At 55.0% G+C, this 17,223-nt stretch carries 13 protein-coding genes and 1 pseudogene; 7 read left to right on the top strand and 7 right to left on the bottom strand.

Going from position 1 to position 17,223, the window contains the following annotated elements; all coding sequences use genetic code 11:
* Nucleotides 1–199: 199 nt before the first annotated feature.
* Nucleotides 200–1,243 carry a GMP reductase gene (locus tag RTX96_RS14540; protein ID WP_103820701.1) on the top strand — a complete coding sequence of 348 codons (1,044 nt, stop codon included), beginning with the start codon at nt 200–202 and terminating at the stop codon, nt 1,241–1,243.
* Nucleotides 1,244–1,287: 44 nt separating this feature from the next.
* On the opposite strand, the gene hofC is transcribed toward RTX96_RS14540, so the two are convergent.
* From hofC to ppdD, 3 genes and pseudogenes are all read right to left on the bottom strand, one after another.
* A complete protein-coding gene (gene hofC, locus RTX96_RS14535; RefSeq protein WP_312671443.1) occupies nt 1,288–2,490 on the bottom strand; it encodes a protein transport protein HofC in 1,203 nt (400 codons plus the stop codon).
* A pseudogene (gspE, locus tag RTX96_RS14530) lies at nt 2,480–3,646 on the bottom strand (type II secretion system protein GspE); the annotation flags it as partial. The pseudogene gspE and the gene hofC, both read right to left, overlap by 11 nt.
* 54 nt (nt 3,647–3,700) lie before the next feature.
* Nucleotides 3,701–4,138 (bottom strand): prepilin peptidase-dependent pilin, encoded by a 438-nt coding sequence (gene ppdD, locus RTX96_RS14525; protein ID WP_312269965.1) that lies wholly within the window; start codon nt 4,136–4,138, stop codon nt 3,701–3,703.
* Nucleotides 4,139–4,505: 367 nt separating this feature from the next.
* Here ppdD and RTX96_RS14520 point away from each other — a divergent pair, with 367 nt between their 5' ends.
* Nucleotides 4,506–5,774, top strand: a complete 1,269-nt coding sequence (locus RTX96_RS14520) for a hypothetical protein (RefSeq protein ID WP_312671442.1) — start codon at nt 4,506–4,508, stop codon at nt 5,772–5,774.
* Nucleotides 5,775–5,780: 6 nt separating this feature from the next.
* Entirely contained in the window at nt 5,781–6,653 is an 873-nt protein-coding gene (locus RTX96_RS14515) for a hypothetical protein (RefSeq protein ID WP_312671441.1), read from the top strand.
* A gap of 79 nt (nt 6,654–6,732) precedes the next feature.
* Here the strand turns inward: RTX96_RS14515 and nadC are convergent, their stop codons facing one another.
* Nucleotides 6,733–7,626: a carboxylating nicotinate-nucleotide diphosphorylase gene (nadC, locus tag RTX96_RS14510; protein ID WP_312671440.1), complete on the bottom strand. Its 894-nt coding sequence runs from the start codon at nt 7,624–7,626 to the stop codon at nt 6,733–6,735.
* An 88-nt stretch (nt 7,627–7,714) separates the two neighbouring features.
* On the opposite strand from nadC, the gene ampD reads away from it, so the two are divergent.
* Together ampD and ampE are read left to right on the top strand one after the other, a co-directional pair.
* Nucleotides 7,715–8,278: a 1,6-anhydro-N-acetylmuramyl-L-alanine amidase AmpD gene (ampD, locus tag RTX96_RS14505; protein WP_312671439.1), complete on the top strand. Its 564-nt coding sequence runs from the start codon at nt 7,715–7,717 to the stop codon at nt 8,276–8,278.
* Nucleotides 8,275–9,129, top strand: coding sequence for a beta-lactamase regulator AmpE (gene ampE / locus RTX96_RS14500; protein ID WP_103820696.1), 855 nt, complete (start codon nt 8,275–8,277; stop codon nt 9,127–9,129). Before ampD ends, ampE begins: the two co-directional genes overlap by 4 nt.
* A gap of 77 nt (nt 9,130–9,206) precedes the next feature.
* Here ampE and RTX96_RS14495 read toward each other — a convergent pair whose 3' ends face one another.
* The 3 genes from RTX96_RS14495 to aroP form a co-directional block, all read right to left on the bottom strand.
* Nucleotides 9,207–10,157 carry a family 43 glycosylhydrolase gene (locus tag RTX96_RS14495; protein ID WP_312671438.1) on the bottom strand — a complete coding sequence of 317 codons (951 nt, stop codon included), beginning with the start codon at nt 10,155–10,157 and terminating at the stop codon, nt 9,207–9,209.
* The gene (locus RTX96_RS14490) at nt 10,157–11,563 is read right to left on the bottom strand and encodes an MFS transporter (protein ID WP_312671437.1); all 1,407 of its coding nucleotides are present in this window, start codon (nt 11,561–11,563) and stop codon (nt 10,157–10,159) included. Before RTX96_RS14490 ends, RTX96_RS14495 begins: the two co-directional genes overlap by 1 nt.
* Before the next feature lie 176 nt (nt 11,564–11,739).
* Nucleotides 11,740–13,116, bottom strand: a complete 1,377-nt coding sequence (gene aroP / locus RTX96_RS14485) for an aromatic amino acid transporter AroP (protein ID WP_312671436.1) — start codon at nt 13,114–13,116, stop codon at nt 11,740–11,742.
* A 544-nt stretch (nt 13,117–13,660) separates the two neighbouring features.
* On the opposite strand from aroP, the gene pdhR reads away from it, so the two are divergent.
* Both pdhR and aceE read left to right on the top strand, forming a co-directional pair.
* Nucleotides 13,661–14,425 (top strand): pyruvate dehydrogenase complex transcriptional repressor PdhR, encoded by a 765-nt coding sequence (gene pdhR / locus RTX96_RS14480; protein WP_103820692.1) that lies wholly within the window; start codon nt 13,661–13,663, stop codon nt 14,423–14,425.
* 121 nt (nt 14,426–14,546) lie between these two features.
* Complete coding sequence (gene aceE / locus RTX96_RS14475; RefSeq protein WP_103820691.1) at nt 14,547–17,210, top strand: pyruvate dehydrogenase (acetyl-transferring), homodimeric type; 2,664 nt, start codon at nt 14,547–14,549, stop codon at nt 17,208–17,210.
* The last annotated feature ends 13 nt before the right edge of the window (nt 17,211–17,223 follow it).

Raw genomic sequence — 17,223 nt, 5'->3', positions numbered from 1 at the left:
AAAGGTTATAATTTGTACGGAAAACGAAACGATCAATTATCCGGACCCCGCCCATTCGGCAGGTAAATTTATAGGATTGTAGCGTAAAAAAAGAGAATTTCGCAGTCTTGCGGACTCCTATTTAGTGCGTATGATAGCGTCACTGGAGTTGTGTGTTAGCTCGTATGCGTTAGTCGCCATTAACCCCAGGAATCCGTTCATGCGTATTGAAGAAGATCTGAAATTAGGCTTTAAAGACGTTCTTATCCGCCCTAAACGCTCTACCCTCAAAAGTCGTTCTGATGTCCAGCTAGAACGCGAGTATACCTTTAAGCACTCTGGCATGACCTGGTCTGGCGTTCCTGTTATCGCAGCGAACATGGATACCGTAGGCACCTTCGCGATGGCGAAAGCGCTGGCGTCGTTCGACATCCTGACTGCCGTGCACAAGCACTACTCTGTAGAAGAGTGGAAAGCCTTTGTTGCCGCTGAATCCGCTGAGGTGCTGAAACACGTGATGGTTTCAACCGGCACTTCAGACGCTGATTTTGAAAAGACCAAACAGATCCTCGACGCCAGCCCGGCGCTGAGCTTTGTCTGTATTGACGTTGCTAATGGTTACTCCGAGCACTTCGTGCAGTTCGTGGCCAAAGCGCGTGCGGCATGGCCGACCAAAACCATCTGCGCCGGTAACGTCGTGACGGGCGAAATGTGTGAAGAGCTGATCCTCGCCGGGGCTGATATCGTTAAGGTTGGCATCGGCCCAGGCTCCGTCTGCACCACCCGCGTGAAAACCGGCGTCGGCTACCCGCAGCTCTCTGCGGTGATCGAGTGTGCCGATGCGGCTCACGGTCTCGGCGGCCAGATCGTCAGCGACGGCGGCTGCACCGTACCGGGCGACGTGGCAAAAGCCTTTGGCGGCGGCGCGGACTTCGTGATGCTGGGCGGTATGCTGGCCGGTCACGAAGAGAGCGGCGGCACCGTAGTCGATGAAAACGGCGAGAAATTCATGCTCTTCTACGGCATGAGCTCTGAGTCGGCGATGAACCGTCACGTTGGCGGCGTTGCGGGCTACCGCGCTGCGGAAGGGAAAACCGTTAAGCTGGCCCTGCGCGGCCCGGTTGAGAACACCGCCCGCGATATTCTTGGTGGCCTGCGCTCAGCCTGCACCTATGTGGGTGCTTCCCGCCTGAAAGAGCTGACCAAGCGCACCACCTTTATTCGCGTCGCCGAGCAGGAAAACCGCGTTTTCAATAGCCTCTGATGTCTCTGCTGGCGCGGTTCGCTGCGTCAGCTTCTCTCCTGCTGTTATCCCATCCCACTCATCGCATCCCCCAGATGAAAAATCGGCAGATACATGGCGACGATCAGCGTTCCGATAATCACCCCGGTCACCACCAGCATCAGTGGCTCCAGCAGCGTCGCCAGGCCATCCGCCTGCTGCTGCGTCAGTTCGCTATGGTGGCGGGCAAGGTTATCGAGCATGGTATCGAGCGCCCCGGAAGCCTCGCCGGTTCGTACCAGCTGAATGCACAGCGCACTAAACTCACCGCTGTTTTTCAGCGCCGCCCAGATTGGCGTCCCCTGCGCTATCTCCTGATGGATATGATGGATCGCTTCGCGCCAGTGGGGGCAGGTTAAGGTTGCCTCGACGCTCTCCAGCCCCTGCAGAAAAGCAATACCCGCCCTCTGGGTGAGGGCCAGCACGGTAAATATCTGGCTGAGCCTTTGCCCCCGCACCAGCCCACCGACGACCGGGATCCTCAACAGCAGCCGCTGCCGATAGCGTTGCCACGGCGGGTGGTTGCGCAGCGCAAATCCGCTGGCGGCAAGGAGCAGAGCCGCAGCCAGCGTCCAGGGTCCGGCGCGGGTAATCAGCCCCGAGAGCGCCATAACGCCACGCGTGAGCGCTGGCAGCGGCGTATTGAAGGTCCGGTAGATAGCGGCGAATTCGGGCAGTACCAGCAGGATCATCGCCAGCGTTACTGCCACCGCCAGGGTCAAAACGATCAGCGGGTAGCGCAGGGCCTTTTTTACCTTGCCGGCCAGCTCTTGCTGGGTTTTCTGCTGGGCGGCAAGCTGGAAGCAGCACTCATCCAGCGCGCCGGTCAGCTCACCGGTGTGGATCATAGCGATATAGATCGGCGGGAAGGCGTCCGGCCAGCGGCGCATGGCCGCAGAGAGCGCGGTGCCCTGGGCCAGATCCTCCGCCAGGCTTTGCAGCAGCGCCTGCCACTGTCCTACCGGATGCTGTTGGGAGAGCATCAGCAGCGCATCGGGCAGGGTCAGGCCCGCCTTGAGCAGCGTTGCCAGCTGGTGCACCACATTGCAGCGGTGCGTCCCGCGCCAGTCTGCCGTTCGAACCGCGCTGCGCCTGAGGGTCAGAATAAAGATCTGCTCAGCCTGGAGCGCCTCGGCAAGGGTCAGCCGATCTGCCGCCCAGCGTGCCCCCTGGCAGCGCTGGCCTGCATTATCAAGTCCCCGCCAGTGCCAGAGCTGATTAGCCTGCATGGGGCATCCCCAGCACCCGCAGCAGCTCCTCCAGGGTTGTTAAACCCTGCTCGACGGCAAGACAGCCGTGCTCAAACAGGGTGATCATACCCTGCTGGCGCGCCTGCTGCTCGATGCGCTCAGCTGGCTCGCCGCTGGCGATAGCCTGGCGCAGGGCGCGGTTGACGCTCAGCACTTCAAAGAGTGCCACTCTGCCGCAGAAGCCGTGATAGCACGCTTCGCAGCCGATGGCCTGCCAGTGGGGCAGGGGGCGGGGCCAGAGGCCTGGCGGCAGAATAACATCCTCCGGTTGCCGACGACGACAGTGTGGGCAGAGCTTACGCACCAGCCGCTGCGCGACCACCAGCGAGAGCGCAGAGGCGATCATCCAGCGTGCGACGCCCATCTGGGCGATCCTCACCAGCGCTTCGCTGGTGGAGCTGGTGTGCAGAGTAGAGAGCACCAGATGACCGGTTTGGGAGGCTTTAATAGCAATCTCCGCCGTTTCGCCATCGCGGATCTCGCCCACCATAATGATGTCCGGATCCTGGCGCAGCAGCGCCCGCAGCACGCTATGAAAGTCCAGCCCCGCCCGGGGATTAATCTGCGTCTGGTTTAGCCCCTCCAGCGGGATCTCCACCGGATCCTCCACGCTGCAAATGTTTACCTCGGGCAGGTTACGCGCCGCCAGCGCGCTGTAGAGCGTCACGGTCTTGCCGCTGCCCGTGGGGCCGGTGACCAGCATCAGCCCTTGCGGTCTGGCGAGCGCCGTCTGAAACTGGGCCAGCTGCTGCGGATCCATGCCCAGCGCTGCGAGATCCAGCGGCTGGTTCATCTGATGCAGCAGGCGCAGAACGATCTTCTCCCCGTGGCGGCAGGGCAGCGTGGCGATACGAAACGAGATCGCTCTGCCGGAGAGCGTAACCGTGAACTGCCCATCCTGGGGCAGACGCCGCTCGGCGATATCCAGGCTGCCCAGCACCTTCAGGCGCGCCGTCAGCGTCTTTGCGCTCTCTCGTGTTAGCAAGGGAAGGGCATGGAGCACGCCGTCAATACGCAGCCGGATGCGATAGTGCTTCTCCCCCGGCTCAAAGTGGATGTCGGACGCCCGCTGCGCCAGCGCCTGCTGCAGCGTCTGGTTAAGCAGCTCCACCACGGAGGTACTGCCCTCGCTGACGGCCGGAAGATGGCTTTGCGCGGCGAACGATGCAGGTATATCCATATTCCCTCCTTACTGATAATCAAAGCGGAAAACATCTTCGCAGGCCTGCTGGAACGCTGCGTCGTTTTGCACGTTGCAGGTACGCTGCCAGCCGCTTATGCCGCTGCTGCTGCTCCACTGCGGCACCAGCGTCACGCTCAGCCCGGTCAGGCTCTCCTGCCCGGTCAGCGTGACCGTGCCGTTTTCGACGCTCATCTCGGAAACGTAGCGCGTGGTGGTGGGAGAGGGGATGCCGTTACTGCCGCCGTCGCAGCTCTCCGTACCGCCGCGATCGAGAGCGCACAGTTCAATGGCGGTACGGTAGGGGATAAAGGTTTGCAGCATGTCGGTGAGGGCCGCTTTGCGCAGGTAGTTCTGATAGGCGGGAATGCCGATGGCGCTGAGGATGGCAATGATACCGATAACCACCATCAGCTCGATTAAGGTAAACCCCCGCTGTTTTTCCAATGACTGTTTCATGACGTGCTCCCTGGTTGATGCGGGGGAGTGTGTCAGCAGAGAAAGAGGGTGGCGAGGGGGTAAAACCGCGTTCGGGAAGGTTGCTTCCTGAGTTTTTAATGGCGTTGCAGGGGTAAGCAAAAGTTTTGCGAGCGGTGTTGTCATTTGCAATAAACATAACCGCGTTACAAAGCAATAAGGGGTAACCTCAACGAAATCATAATGTGGATAACTCTGGAGTTTAAATTATATATAATTCAAATGGTTGTGCAGATGGACTGGTGTTTTTGACTTATTGCATTTTTGCGATTTATGGTCCCGTAATTAATGTGATTAAGGTACAATACTCTGCCAACAATCATTTTACGGTTTATAAATGCTTAAAAAAACAGCTCGCTCTGGAACCTTCACTGACAACATGAAGTTACCTGTCCATCGCTGGTTCCGCTATTCGGCTGGTTTCTCTGCGGAATGGGTAGTAGCTGAAATTGAAAAATTCCAAAACGAAACAGGTGATAAGGCGGTTATACTTGAGCCTTTCGCTGGTTCTGGAACAACGAACATTGCTGCAGACTCTCTTGGCGTCAAATCCTATGGTTTTGAAGGGCATCCTTTTGTGTCAAGAATTGCACAAGCGAAGCAGCACTGGAACGCAAGTACGGCTGAGTTTCGTCAAGCTGGTAATGAGGTTCTTGAACTTGCAACCTCATTAAAAATCAAATCAGAGAGTAGTAGATTCTCAGAAGATACCCTGCTAGGGAAATGTTATTCTCTTGAGATATTTAACAAACTTGAACAGCTTAAGAAAGCATATGAGATGCTTGCTGAAGAGCATAATCCGATCTGGGAATTAGTAAGGCTTAACATTACTTCTATCCTGAGGGCCTGTAGTCATGTTGGAACTGCGCAGTGGCAATATGTTTTGCCTAATAAATCAAAGAGTAAAGTATTAGATCCATTCGAGGCCTTCAGCGGTAAAATGGAGCTTATGATCGCTGATATGGAGTACGCAACTTCTTCAGACTGGATTAATAGTTCTCATATTGCTCACCATGACGTTCGCCGATCTTTTGTAGTGCCACAAAAATGCAATTTGATTATTACATCGCCTCCTTACCCAAACAATTATGATTACGCAGATGCTACTCGTCTGGAAATGATGTTTTGGGGAGAGATCAATGGATGGGGCGATCTTAAGCATGTTGTAAGGCCGAGCTTAATGAGGTCATGTTCTCAACACTCAGCCTCTGATAAAGTTGTTCTCGAAGAGGTTCTGGAGGATCCATTGCTGCTTCCTATAAAGGAAGAAATAACCATTGTGACTAAGCAATTAGATGAAATCAGACATACTAAAGGCGGTAAAAAAACATACCATACAATGGTAGCGGCTTATTTTTTAGATTTGGCTCAGATTTGGTCTAACTTAAGATCCAACATGTCTGATGACTGTAAAATTTGTTTTGTTATTGGTGATTCTGCTCCTTATGGGATTCATGTGCCTGCGGAAAAATGGTTGGGCGAATTAGCTTTATCTGTAGGATTTAAATCCTTTGCTTTTGAGAAGCTAAGGGACAGAAATGTAAAATGGAAAAATCGTACCCATACTGTGCCATTGCATGAGGGTCGTTTGTTGATAAAAGGTTAATTTAACATGGCTGCATCACCATCACAAAAATTAGGGCAACTCATAGGTAATATTCTTGAGAGCCTATTTGCCCCCCTTCTTCAAAGCGTTGCTGATAAGTCTGGTTTATACCTTGATGTTGTGGGTCAACCAAGAAAAGTTCGAAAAGGAAAAAAAATTACCTGGGAAGACGCCTATGGTAGTACTCACGACTTAGATTTCGTTTTCGAATATTCGGGCAGTGATACTACCTTGGGTAGACCTGTTGCTTTTATCGAATCAGCCTGGCGTCGTTACACTAAGCACTCGAAGAATAAAGCTCAAGAAATTCAAGGTGCTGTGCTTCCTATTGTTAATAAATATCAAATTGAATGCCCATTCAAAGGAGCAATCCTTGCAGGTGAATTTACTGAGCCATCACTCAAGCAGTTAAGAAGTAGTGGATTTCAAGTTCTTTACATCCCTTACAAAGATTTTGTTGCTGCATTTTCAGTTGCAGGGATAGATATGTCATTTGATGAGGGCACATCTGAAAAAATCCTATCTGAAAAAGTCGCTTTAATAGAGAAGCTTGAGCAAAGTCAACTGAAACAAGTAAAGGATAGCATTTTTAAATCAAACCAGGATGGGATTAATGATTTTATTCTCGCCCTGGAGTTGAAGGTGCAAAAAGTTCTCAGCTATATCACTATTAGTCCATTGTATGGGCATGACTGTAATTTTACATCCTTGGATGAAGCTAAGTTATTTATAAAGAGTTATGATGCTAGTAAAGTGCCAGGTGATCTGCGCTTTAATACCTTTATCATTAATGTAAAGTATGTAAATGGTGATTTTATTAAAGCTGAACTATCTTCAGCGAATGCTGCTATTGGGTTTTTAACAAGTATTTTATCTTAGCTTTTCAAAAGTACGCCATAAGAGATCATAAAAAAGAGACTCGAGAGTCTCTTTTTTGATTGATAAATTTTACGAGTTCCTAACGGAAACGCATCGAGAGATCGAGGGCGCGCACGTGCTTGGTCAGCGCGCCCACTGAGATATAGTCCACCCCGGTTTCAGCAAATTCGCGAAGGGTGTCAAAGGTGACATTGCCGGAGACCTCCAGCCGCGCCTGGCCGTCGGTGATCCGCACTGCCTCGCGCATCTGCTCGGTGGTAAAGTTATCCAGCATAATGATATCGGCCCCGGCCTTCAGCGCCTCCTCCAGCTCAGTGAGCGTCTCCACCTCTACCTCCACCGGCACGTCCGGGTGCAGCCAGAAGGCTTTCTCTACCGCCTGGCGCACCGAGCCGGAGGCGATAATGTGGTTCTCTTTGATCAGAAACGCATCGGAGAGGCCGAGGCGGTGGTTGGCCCCGCCGCCGCACAGCACCGCGTACTTCAGGGCGGTACGCAGGCCGGGCAGGGTTTTACGGGTGTCCAGCAGCTGAGTCTTTGTACCTTCAAGCAGGTCCACATAGCGACGAACCTCGCTCGCCACGCCGGAGAGCGTCTGGACAAAGTTCAGCGCCGTGCGCTCGCCGGTCAGCAGCACGCGGGAGGCGCCGTCCAGCTCGAACAGCGGCTGGTTTGCCGTCACGCTCTCCCCGTCGGCAACGTGCCACTGGATCTGCACGTCGTCGCCAGCCAGCTGAATAAAGACCTCTTCTACCCAGCGCTTGCCGCAGAAGACGCCATCCTCACGGGTGATCACCACCGCGTGCGAGCGCGTATCTTCCGCCAGCAGCTGGGCGGTAATATCGTTGTTCGCATCCACCTTGCCGCCCAGGTCTTCACGCAGGGCCTGCGCCACGGCGGCGGGGATATCCAAATTTATACGTTCCAGCAGGGCATCACGACGGCTATCGGGGTTGTAACGGCGAGGCGGCATGATAAAACTCCAAAAAGGGTAACGAATCAGAAGATTGAATCATGCTACTCTGAAGCGAGTATTAGAGCCATAGTTGAGGAGAACCCGTATGCAGTTAAACGAGGGCTGGCTGGTCGATGCGCGGCAGGTCCGCTCCCCGCATTATGACTGCCGCCCGGATGATGAGTGTCCCTCCCTGCTGGTGGTGCATAACATTAGCCTGCCCCCCGGAAAGTTTGGCGGGCCGTGGATCGACGCCCTGTTTACGGGCACGCTGGATGCCACCGCACACCCTTTCTTTGCCGAGATAGCCCATCTGCGCGTCTCCGCGCACTGCCTGATCCGCCGCGACGGCGAAATCGTCCAGTATGTGCCTTTTGATAAGCGCGCCTGGCACGCGGGTCTCTCCTGCTATCATGGGCGCGAGCGCTGCAACGATTTTTCCATCGGTATCGAGCTTGAGGGGACGGATACGCTGCCCTATACCGAAATGCAGTATCAACAGCTGGCGGCAATTACCCAGGCGCTGGTTGCGCTTTATCCCGCCATTGCTGACAATATGACCGGACACAGCAACATTGCCCCCGAGCGTAAAACCGATCCTGGCCCGGCCTTTGACTGGTCGAAGTTCCGCGCTCTGGTTGCCCCCTCGTCAGATAAGGAGATGACATGACGCTATTCACGATGCTGCTGGTATTGATCGCCGAGCGCCTTTTTAAGCTTGGCGAGCACTGGCATCTGGATCACCGCCTTGAGGTGCTGTTCCGCCGGATTAAGCGCTTCTCGATGCTGCGCACCCTGCTGATGGCCGCCCTGGCGATGCTGGTAACCTTTCTGCTGCTGCGTGCGCTCTACGGACTCTTTTTCAACGTGCCGCTGCTGGTGGTGTGGATTATGCTCGGCCTGCTCTGCATCGGCGCGGGCAAGGTGCGCCTGCACTACCATGCCTACCTGAAAGCGGCCTCGCGGGATGATAGCCACGCACGGGATACGATGGCCAGCGAGCTGACGCTGATCCACGGCGTGCCGCCGGAGTGCGACGAGCGTGAATACCTGCGCGAGCTGCAAAATGCCCTGCTATGGATTAACTTCCGTTTCTACCTGGCGCCGCTGTTCTGGTTTGTCGTTGGCGGCGCGTGGGGTCCGGTGCTGCTGGTGGGCTACGCCTTCTTACGTGCCTGGCAGTCGTGGCTGGCGCGCTACCTGACGCCGCACGCGCGGCTACAGTCCGGCATTGACGCGATCCTGCATCTGCTGGACTGGATCCCGGTGCGGTTGGTGGGGGTTGTCTACGCGCTTATCGGTCACGGTGAAAAGGCGCTGCCCGCCTGGTTTGCCTCGCTCACCGACTGGCGCACCTCGCAGTATCATGTCCTGACCCGGCTGGCCCAGTTCTCGCTGGCGCGTGAGCCGCACCTCGATAAGGTCGAAACGCCTAAAGCCGCGGTGTCGATGGCGAAGAAAACCTCGTTCGCCGTGGTGGTTGTGGTGGCGCTGCTGACAATTTACGGAACGTTGGTGTAGATTTAACGCCCGGCGGCGCAGGCTTGCCGGGCCTACAGGATCGTAGGCCGGGTAAGCGCAGCGCCACCCGGCGGAACTTAATAGCTGTCCGCAGGCGGAACACCAAAAATCGGCATTCCCTCTTTATCCCACTGGATCAGCTTCAGGCGGGTATGGCGGTTTGGATCGTAGAGGGGGTCGCCCTCAATTTCCGTGTAGTTACGCGCATGGTAAACCAGCACGTCTTCACCATCCGTTGTGCAGGTAAAACTGTTGTGGCCTGGGCCAAACTGCTTGTTATCGTAGCTGGTGGTAAACACCGGCTGCGGCGATTTATGCCAGTTCTCCGGCTTTTGCGGATCGGCATCAATATCGATCCATAGCAGGCCCAGACAGTAGTTCTCATCGGTGGCGCTGGCGGAGTAGGTGATAAACAGCCGGTCACCGTGAGTCATCACCGCCGGCCCCTCGTTGACCAGAAAACCACGGCACTCCCACTCAAACTCCGGCTTGCTTAGCATCACCGGGTCGCCTTTCAGCGTCCACGGGTTCTCCAGCTCCGCCAGATAGATATTTGAGTTGCCGGGAATATCGGGGGCTTTCTGCGCCCACAGGTACCACTGTTTACCCTGGTGATTGAACGTCGTGGCATCCAGCGCAAAGGTATCAAACGGCGTCTGCACCTGTCCTTTCTCCGTCCAGCGACCGGTTAAGGGATCGGCATCGGCACACTCCAGCACAAACATGCGGTGCTGGAACATATTCAGCTCGTCGAGATCGTGCGTGTGTGTCGCGGCAAAGTAGATGTACCACTTTCCGTCAATCTGATGCAGCTCCGGGGCCCAAATAAGCTGGCTCATCGGGCCGGTCTGCGGTTTACGCCATACCACCACCGGCTCGGCGTCGCGCAGCCCCTCCAGGGTAGCGGCGCGGCGGATCTCCAGCCGATCATACTCTGGCACGGAGGCGATAAAGTAGTACCCATCGCCGTGACGCAGAATGAACGGGTCGGCGCGTTGTTCAATAAAGGGATTTGGCCACTGGCGCATTATGCTTTCCTCACGTTGTCGCCTGTTGGAAGTTGGCTGCTTTCACTCAGCTCGCGGTAGTTGATGCGGCGTTTCTCCAGGTCAGTCTGGATCTGCTGCATAAACGTGCGGTCGACCTTCAGCAGGCGAACGACCCCGGCGGTAATCAGATAGCCCACGCCCGGGATAACGGTGAACAGCAGCATGATGCCGTTGATCGCCGTGGCGCTCTGCTGCTTCGCACCCGCATCGTAGCCGTACCAGGAGAGCAGGAAGCCCACCATCGCACCGGCTACCGCCAATCCGACTTTTAAGAAGAAAAGGTTACCGGAGAAGCTGATCCCGGTAATACGTTTGCCGGTCTTCCACTCGCCGTAGTCATCTACGTCGGCCATGAGTGACCAGTGCAGCGGAGAGGGGATCTGATGCAGCACATTAAGCAGGAAGTAGAGCACAACGATCATCACCGTTGCGTGAGGATCGAAGAAGTAGAACGCGCCGGAGAAGAGCGCCAGCGCAATGTTGGTCCAGAAAAACACTTTCAGCTTGCACCAGCGATCGGTCAGCGTTTTGGCGAGCATGCTGCCAATCATCATGCCCACTACGCCAAGGCTAATAAACAGCGTCGCGAAGTGGGTGCTCTGTCCCATGACCCAGGTAACATAGTACATGGTGGCGGCCATCCGGATAAAGCCGGGGCAGACGTTGCACAGGGTAAGCAGCAGAATGCGCACCCACTGGTCGTTTTTCCAGACGTCCCGCAGGTCTTTCTTCAGATCGTCATTGGTTTGTACCGCCGGACGGACACGCTCGCGCACGGTAGCAAAGCAGTAGAGGAACATGCACATACCAATAAAGGCCAGCACCATCATCGCCATCTGATAGCCTTTGGCTTTATCTGCGCCGCCGAACCACTCCGCCATCGGCAGCAGCGTTAACGACAGCAGCAGCGTGGCGATGCCCACCAGCACGAAGCGATATGACTGGCAGGCGACGCGCTCTTTGGGATCGTTGGTGATGACGCTGCCGAGAGAGCAGTAAGGGATATTGATGGCGGTATAGGTAATTGACAGCAGGAAGTAGGTAACGAAGGCATAGATAACCTTGCTATGGTAGCTCCAGTCCGGCGTGGTAAACATCAGCACGCTGAAGACGGCGTAGGGCACAGCGATCCACAGCAGCCAGGGGCGAAAACGACCATATTTGCTTTTGGTACGGTCGGCCAGCGCTCCCATAATCGGGTCCGTTACCGCATCAATGACGCGGATAGAGAGCAGAAGCACCCCGACCAGCGCCGGTGCCAGACCAAATATGTCTGTATAGAAGTAGTTAACGAACAGCATGATAGCGCCGAAGATGATATTGCATCCGGCGTCGCCCATGCCGTAGCCAATCTTCTCTTTCACTGACAGCTTATTATTGTCCATCGCGAAATCTCCCGTTGATATAGAAAGGGATTATTTGCTCGCTACGGAATTTTTTGCGTTACAGGATAGGGGCGCAGAGATGGACAAAACGGCTACGAAAGTGAATTTGTGAAGCGTCTTACAATTTCACCTCTCTCCCGCCTCCCTGGATTTAGGAGGCGGGGCAGAGCGTGCGGTTAGTGGGCCTTAACCGGCTTTCCCGCTTTTTGCTGCTTGATGAAGTAACCCACGGCGAGGATCGCCACCCAGACCGGGATCAGCCAGACGGAGATCGCCATGCCAGGGGTAATCGCCATGATCACCAGCACTGCAGCCATAAATAGCAGGCAGATCCAGTTACCCAGCGGGTAGAGGAGGGCCGGGAAGCGGGTCTTCACCCCCTGCTTATCCTTCGCCCGGCGGAACTTGATGTGCGCCAGGCTGATCATCGCCCAGTTGATCACCAGTGCGGAGACCACCAGCGCCATCAGCAGGCCAAAGGCTTCGCCAGGGGCCAGATAGTTAATCAGCACGCACAGAGCGGTGAAGAAGGCCGAGGTGAGGATAGTCGCCACCGGTACGCCGCGTTTGTCGACTTTGGTTAGCGCTTTCGGGGCGTTGCCCTGCTTCGCCAGGCCAAACAGCATCCGGCTGTTGCAGTAAACGCAGCTGTTATAGACCGAGAGCGCGGCGGTTAAGACCACAATGTTAAGCGCGTTAGCAACAAAGGTATCCCCCAGCTCGTGGAAGATCAGCACGAACGGGCTGGTATCGGCGGTTACGCGCGTCCACGGCAGCAGTGAGAGCAGCACCGCCAGCGAGCCGATGTAGAAGATTAGGATCCGGTAGATAACCTGGTTAGTGGCTTTAGGAATGCTCACTTCCGGATTATCGGCCTCGGCAGCGGTGATCCCCACCAGCTCCAGGCCGCCGAAGGAGAACATAATGATGGCCATCATCATCACCAGCCCGGTAAAGCCATGAGGCAGGAAGCCGCCCTGTTCCCAGAGGTTACGCACGGTGGCCTGCGGGCCTGCGCTATCGCTAAACAGCAGCCAGCCGCCGAAGAGGATCATGGCGACCACGGCAATCACTTTAATAATGGCAAACCAGAACTCCATCTCCCCGAACACTTTGACGTTGGTCAGGTTAATGGCGTTGATGATCACAAAGAAGGCCGCCGCCGATACCCAGGTTGGGATCTCCGGCCACCAGAACTGGATGTATTTCCCTACGGCGGTCAGCTCAGCCATCGCCACCAGCACGTAGAGCACCCAGTAGTTCCAGCCGGAGGCGAAGCCAGCAAACCCGCCCCAGTATTTGTAGGCGAAGTGGCTGAACGATCCGGCGACCGGCTCTTCAACTACCATTTCACCCAGCTGGCGCATAATTAAGAACGCGATAAAACCGGCGATGGCGTAGCCGAGGATAATCCCCGGCCCTGCGGACTGAATAACGGATGCGCTGCCCAGAAACAGACCCGTCCCGATAGCACCACCCAGCGCAATTAGCTGAATGTGACGGTTTTTAAGGCCGCGCTTCAGCGTTTCACCGTGCTGTTGACCTTCCATCATGAAACCTCATATGTGGTTATTTTGTGTACGCTGTTGTGTGCGTGTACGGATAAAATTCCATTTTTGTATTTATAGGTTTACGTAAGCGGGATCTGAAATATCAGCCCATACCTTTCGTAAGGGTCAGAATAGTGATAAGCGCGCGGGAATGCACCTGCTTTATGCAGGGGCGGCGGCGGGTTGGATAAAAAGCAAACATTTGTAAATTCTGGCCGCTTACCCCCAGCTACCCCCAAAAACAGCCCATTGAATAATTAAACATCTTATTTAACTAAATATGCATATTATTGCTCACTGAATCGCTTCAATCATTAATATTTACGTTTCAAAGAGGTTAAATCTGCCTCTTAAGGGGTAACGGTATCTTTTGGGCAAAGTTACATTCCTGAAACGTCATTTCTGTAATGTTGTTAAAATGTGCAGGGTTCCCTGATTTCAATCAAAACCTGTATGGACAGAAGGTGAATACTTTGTTACTTTAGCGCTAAGAACATGAAATTGGTAAGACCAATTTACTCCGGGCTAATGGCAGAGACAGGGAATAATGGCCTACAGCAAAATCCGCCAACCAAAACTATCCGATGTGATTGAGCAGCAGCTGGAGTTCTTGATCCTTGAGGGGACACTGCGCCCCGGTGAAAAACTTCCACCTGAACGCGAGCTGGCTAAACAGTTCGACGTTTCCCGTCCTTCGCTCCGTGAGGCGATTCAACGTCTCGAAGCCAAGGGCCTGCTGCTTCGTCGCCAGGGCGGCGGAACCTTTGTCCAGAACAGCCTGTGGCAGAGCTTTAGCGACCCGCTGGTCGAACTGCTCTCCGATCATCCTGAATCCCAATTTGACCTGCTTGAGACGCGCCACGCGCTGGAAGGTATTGCCGCCTATTACGCGGCGCTACGCGGCACCGATGAAGACCGGGTGCGGATCCGCGAGCTTCATCACGCCATCGAGCTGGCACAGGAGTCAGGCGATCTCGATGCCGAGTCTAGCGCGGTGGTCCAGTATCAGATTGCTGTCACCGAAGCGGCCCATAATGTGGTGCTGCTACATCTGCTACGCTGCATGGAGCCGATGTTAGCCCAGAACGTTCGCCAGAATTTTGAATTGCTCTATGCCCGCCGGGAGATGCTCCCGCTGGTAAGCAAACATCGCACCAGTGTTTTTGAGGCGATTATTGCCAGGGAGCCGGAGCAGGCGCGTGAAGCGTCGCATCGTCACCTGGCGTTTATTGAGGAGATATTGCTGGATCGCAGCCGTGAGCAGAGCCGTCGGGAACGCTCAATGCGCAGGCTTCAGCAACGAAAGGACTAAGCGTGGTTCTTTAAACGCGCGGCAACTCACGCAGAACCTGTCTTATTGTATTTTCTGGCGAAAATACAATGGGACAGGTTCCAGATTAATTAACGTACTCAGATAGATAAGGAATACCCCCATGTCAGAACGTCTCCAAAATGACGTGGATCCGATCGAAACTCGCGACTGGCAACAGGCGATCGAATCGGTCATCCGTGAAGAAGGTGTTGAGCGCGCTCAGTATCTAATTGAACAGATGCTTTCTGAAGCCCGCAAAGGCGGCGTGAAAGTAGCTGCAGGTGCAGGGGCTAACAACTACGTAAACACGATTGCCGTTGAAGACGAACCGGAATACCCGGGCAATCTGGATCTGGAACGCCGCATTCGTTCTGCAATCCGCTGGAACGCCATCATGACCGTTCTGCGTGCGTCCAAAAAAGATCTGGAGCTGGGCGGCCACATGGCGTCCTTCCAGTCTTCTGCAACCGTTTATGAAGTGTGCTTCAACCACTTCTTCCGCGCGCGCACCGAGAAAGACGGCGGCGACCTGGTATACTTCCAGGGCCACATCTCTCCGGGCGTCTACGCACGTGCCTTCCTGGAAGGTCGTCTGACTGAAGAGCAGATGAACAACTTCCGTCAGGAAGTGCATGGCAACGGCCTCTCCTCTTACCCGCACCCGAAACTGATGCCGGAATTCTGGCAGTTCCCGACCGTATCTATGGGTCTGGGCCCGATCGGTGCGATCTACCAGGCTAAGTTCCTGAAATATCTGGAACACCGTGGCCTGAAAGATACCTCTGAGCAGACCGTTTACGCCTTCCTGGGCGACGGCGAGATGGATGAGCCAGAATCCAAAGGTGCGATCACCATCGCCACCCGTGAGAAGCTGGACAACCTGTGCTTCGTCATCAACTGTAACCTGCAGCGTCTGGATGGTCCGGTAACCGGTAACGGCAAGATCATCAACGAACTGGAAGGCATCTTCGCCGGTGCTGGCTGGAACGTGATCAAGGTGATGTGGGGCGGTCGTTGGGATGAGCTGCTGCGTAAAGACACCAGCGGTAAACTGATCCAGCTGATGAACGAAACCGTTGACGGCGACTACCAGACCTTCAAATCCCGTGACGGCGCCTATGTGCGTGAGCACTTCTTCGGTAAATACCCGGAGACCGCAGCGCTGGTTGCTGACTGGACTGACGAGCAGATCTGGGCCCTGAACCGCGGTGGCCACGATCCGAAGAAAGTCTACGCTGCACTGAAAAAAGCACGCGAAACCAAAGGTAAAGCGACTGTTATCCTGGCCCACACCGTTAAAGGTTACGGCATGGGTGATACCGCCGAAGGTAAAAACATCGCTCACCAGGTTAAGAAAATGAACATGGACGGCGTGCGCTATATCCGCGACCGTTTCAACGTTCCAGTGACCGATGAGCAGGTTGAAAACCTCTCTTACATCACCTTCCCGGAAGGGTCTGAAGAGCACACCTACCTGCACGCCCAGCGTCAGAAGCTGAACGGCTACCTGCCGTCCCGCCAGCCAAACTTCACCGAGAAGCTGGAACTGCCTGCGCTGGAAGACTTCAAATCGCTGCTGGAAGAGCAGAACAAAGAGATCTCCACCACTATCGCTTTCGTTCGTGCCCTGAACGTGATGCTGAAGAACAAGTCGATCAAAGATCGTCTGGTTCCGATCATCGCTGACGAAGCGCGTACCTTCGGTATGGAAGGTCTGTTCCGCCAGATCGGTATCTACAGCCCGAACGGTCAGCAGTACACCCCGCAGGACCGTGAGCAGGTTGCGTACTACAAAGAAGACGAGAAAGGCCAGATCCTGCAGGAAGGCATCAACGAGCTGGGCGCAGGTTCCTCCTGGCTGGCTGCGGCGACCTCCTACAGCACCAACAATCTGCCGATGATCCCGTTCTACATCTACTACTCCATGTTCGGTTTCCAGCGTATCGGCGACCTGTGCTGGGCAGCAGGTGACCAGCAGGCACGCGGCTTCCTGATCGGTGGTACCTCCGGTCGTACAACGCTGAACGGCGAAGGTCTGCAGCACGAAGATGGTCACAGCCACATTCAGTCGCTGACTATCCCGAACTGTATCTCCTACGATCCGTCCTATGCTTACGAAGTGGCAGTCATCATGCATGACGGTCTGCAGCGTATGTACGGCGAAGCGCAAGAGAACATCTACTACTACATCACCACGCTGAACGAAAACTACCACATGCCGGCGATGCCGCAGGGTGCAGAGGAAGGTATCCGTAAAGGTATCTACAAACTCGAAACCGTTGAAGGCGCGAAAGGTAAAGTTCAGCTGCTGGGCTCCGGCTCTATCCTGCGTCACGTACGTGAAGCAGCGCAGATCCTGGCCAACGACTACGGCATCGGCTCTGATGTTTACAGCGTGACCTCCTTCACCGAGCTTGCTCGTGACGGCCAGGACTGTGAGCGTTGGAACATGCTGCACCCGATGGAAACCCCGCGCGTGCCGTACATCGCTCAGGTGATGAATGATGCACCGGCAGTGGCGTCCACTGACTATATGAAACTGTTCGCCGAGCAGGTTCGTACTTATGTACCGGCTGATGACTACCGCGTACTGGGTACCGACGGTTTCGGTCGCTCTGACAGCCGTGAAAACCTGCGTCACCACTTCGAAGTGGACGCATCTTACGTGGTTGTAGCAGCGCTGGGCGAACTGGCTAAACGTGGCGACATCGATAAGAAAGTGGTAGCGGAAGCCATCACCAAATTCAACATCGATGCAGATAAAGTTAACCCGCGTCTGGCATAAGAGGTAAAGAGAG

The organism is Pseudescherichia sp. (genome assembly GCF_032052675.1).
In the GTDB taxonomy this organism is placed as follows: Bacteria; Pseudomonadota; Gammaproteobacteria; order Enterobacterales; family Enterobacteriaceae; genus Pseudescherichia.
Note: the sequence above shows the minus strand (reverse complement) of the source record. Positions and strands in the feature narration are given on the sequence as shown.

Bases quoted from the DNA above. Each gene is read 5' to 3' on its own strand.
- aceE (WP_103820691.1), top strand. From the start codon at position 14,547: ATGTCAGAACGTCTCCAAAATGACGTGGATCCGATCGAAACTCGCGAC.
- ampE (WP_103820696.1), top strand. From the start codon at position 8,275: ATGACGCTATTCACGATGCTGCTGGTATTGATCGCCGAGCGCCTTTTT.
- RTX96_RS14490 (WP_312671437.1), bottom strand. From the start codon at position 11,563: ATGGACAATAATAAGCTGTCAGTGAAAGAGAAGATTGGCTACGGCATG.
- ampD (WP_312671439.1), top strand. From the start codon at position 7,715: ATGCAGTTAAACGAGGGCTGGCTGGTCGATGCGCGGCAGGTCCGCTCC.
- nadC (WP_312671440.1), bottom strand. From the start codon at position 7,626: ATGCCGCCTCGCCGTTACAACCCCGATAGCCGTCGTGATGCCCTGCTG.
- hofC (WP_312671443.1), bottom strand. From the start codon at position 2,490: ATGCAGGCTAATCAGCTCTGGCACTGGCGGGGACTTGATAATGCAGGC.
- RTX96_RS14515 (WP_312671441.1), top strand. From the start codon at position 5,781: ATGGCTGCATCACCATCACAAAAATTAGGGCAACTCATAGGTAATATT.
- RTX96_RS14520 (WP_312671442.1), top strand. From the start codon at position 4,506: ATGCTTAAAAAAACAGCTCGCTCTGGAACCTTCACTGACAACATGAAG.
- RTX96_RS14540 (WP_103820701.1), top strand. From the start codon at position 200: ATGCGTATTGAAGAAGATCTGAAATTAGGCTTTAAAGACGTTCTTATC.
- aroP (WP_312671436.1), bottom strand. From the start codon at position 13,116: ATGATGGAAGGTCAACAGCACGGTGAAACGCTGAAGCGCGGCCTTAAA.
- pdhR (WP_103820692.1), top strand. From the start codon at position 13,661: ATGGCCTACAGCAAAATCCGCCAACCAAAACTATCCGATGTGATTGAG.
- RTX96_RS14495 (WP_312671438.1), bottom strand. From the start codon at position 10,157: ATGCGCCAGTGGCCAAATCCCTTTATTGAACAACGCGCCGACCCGTTC.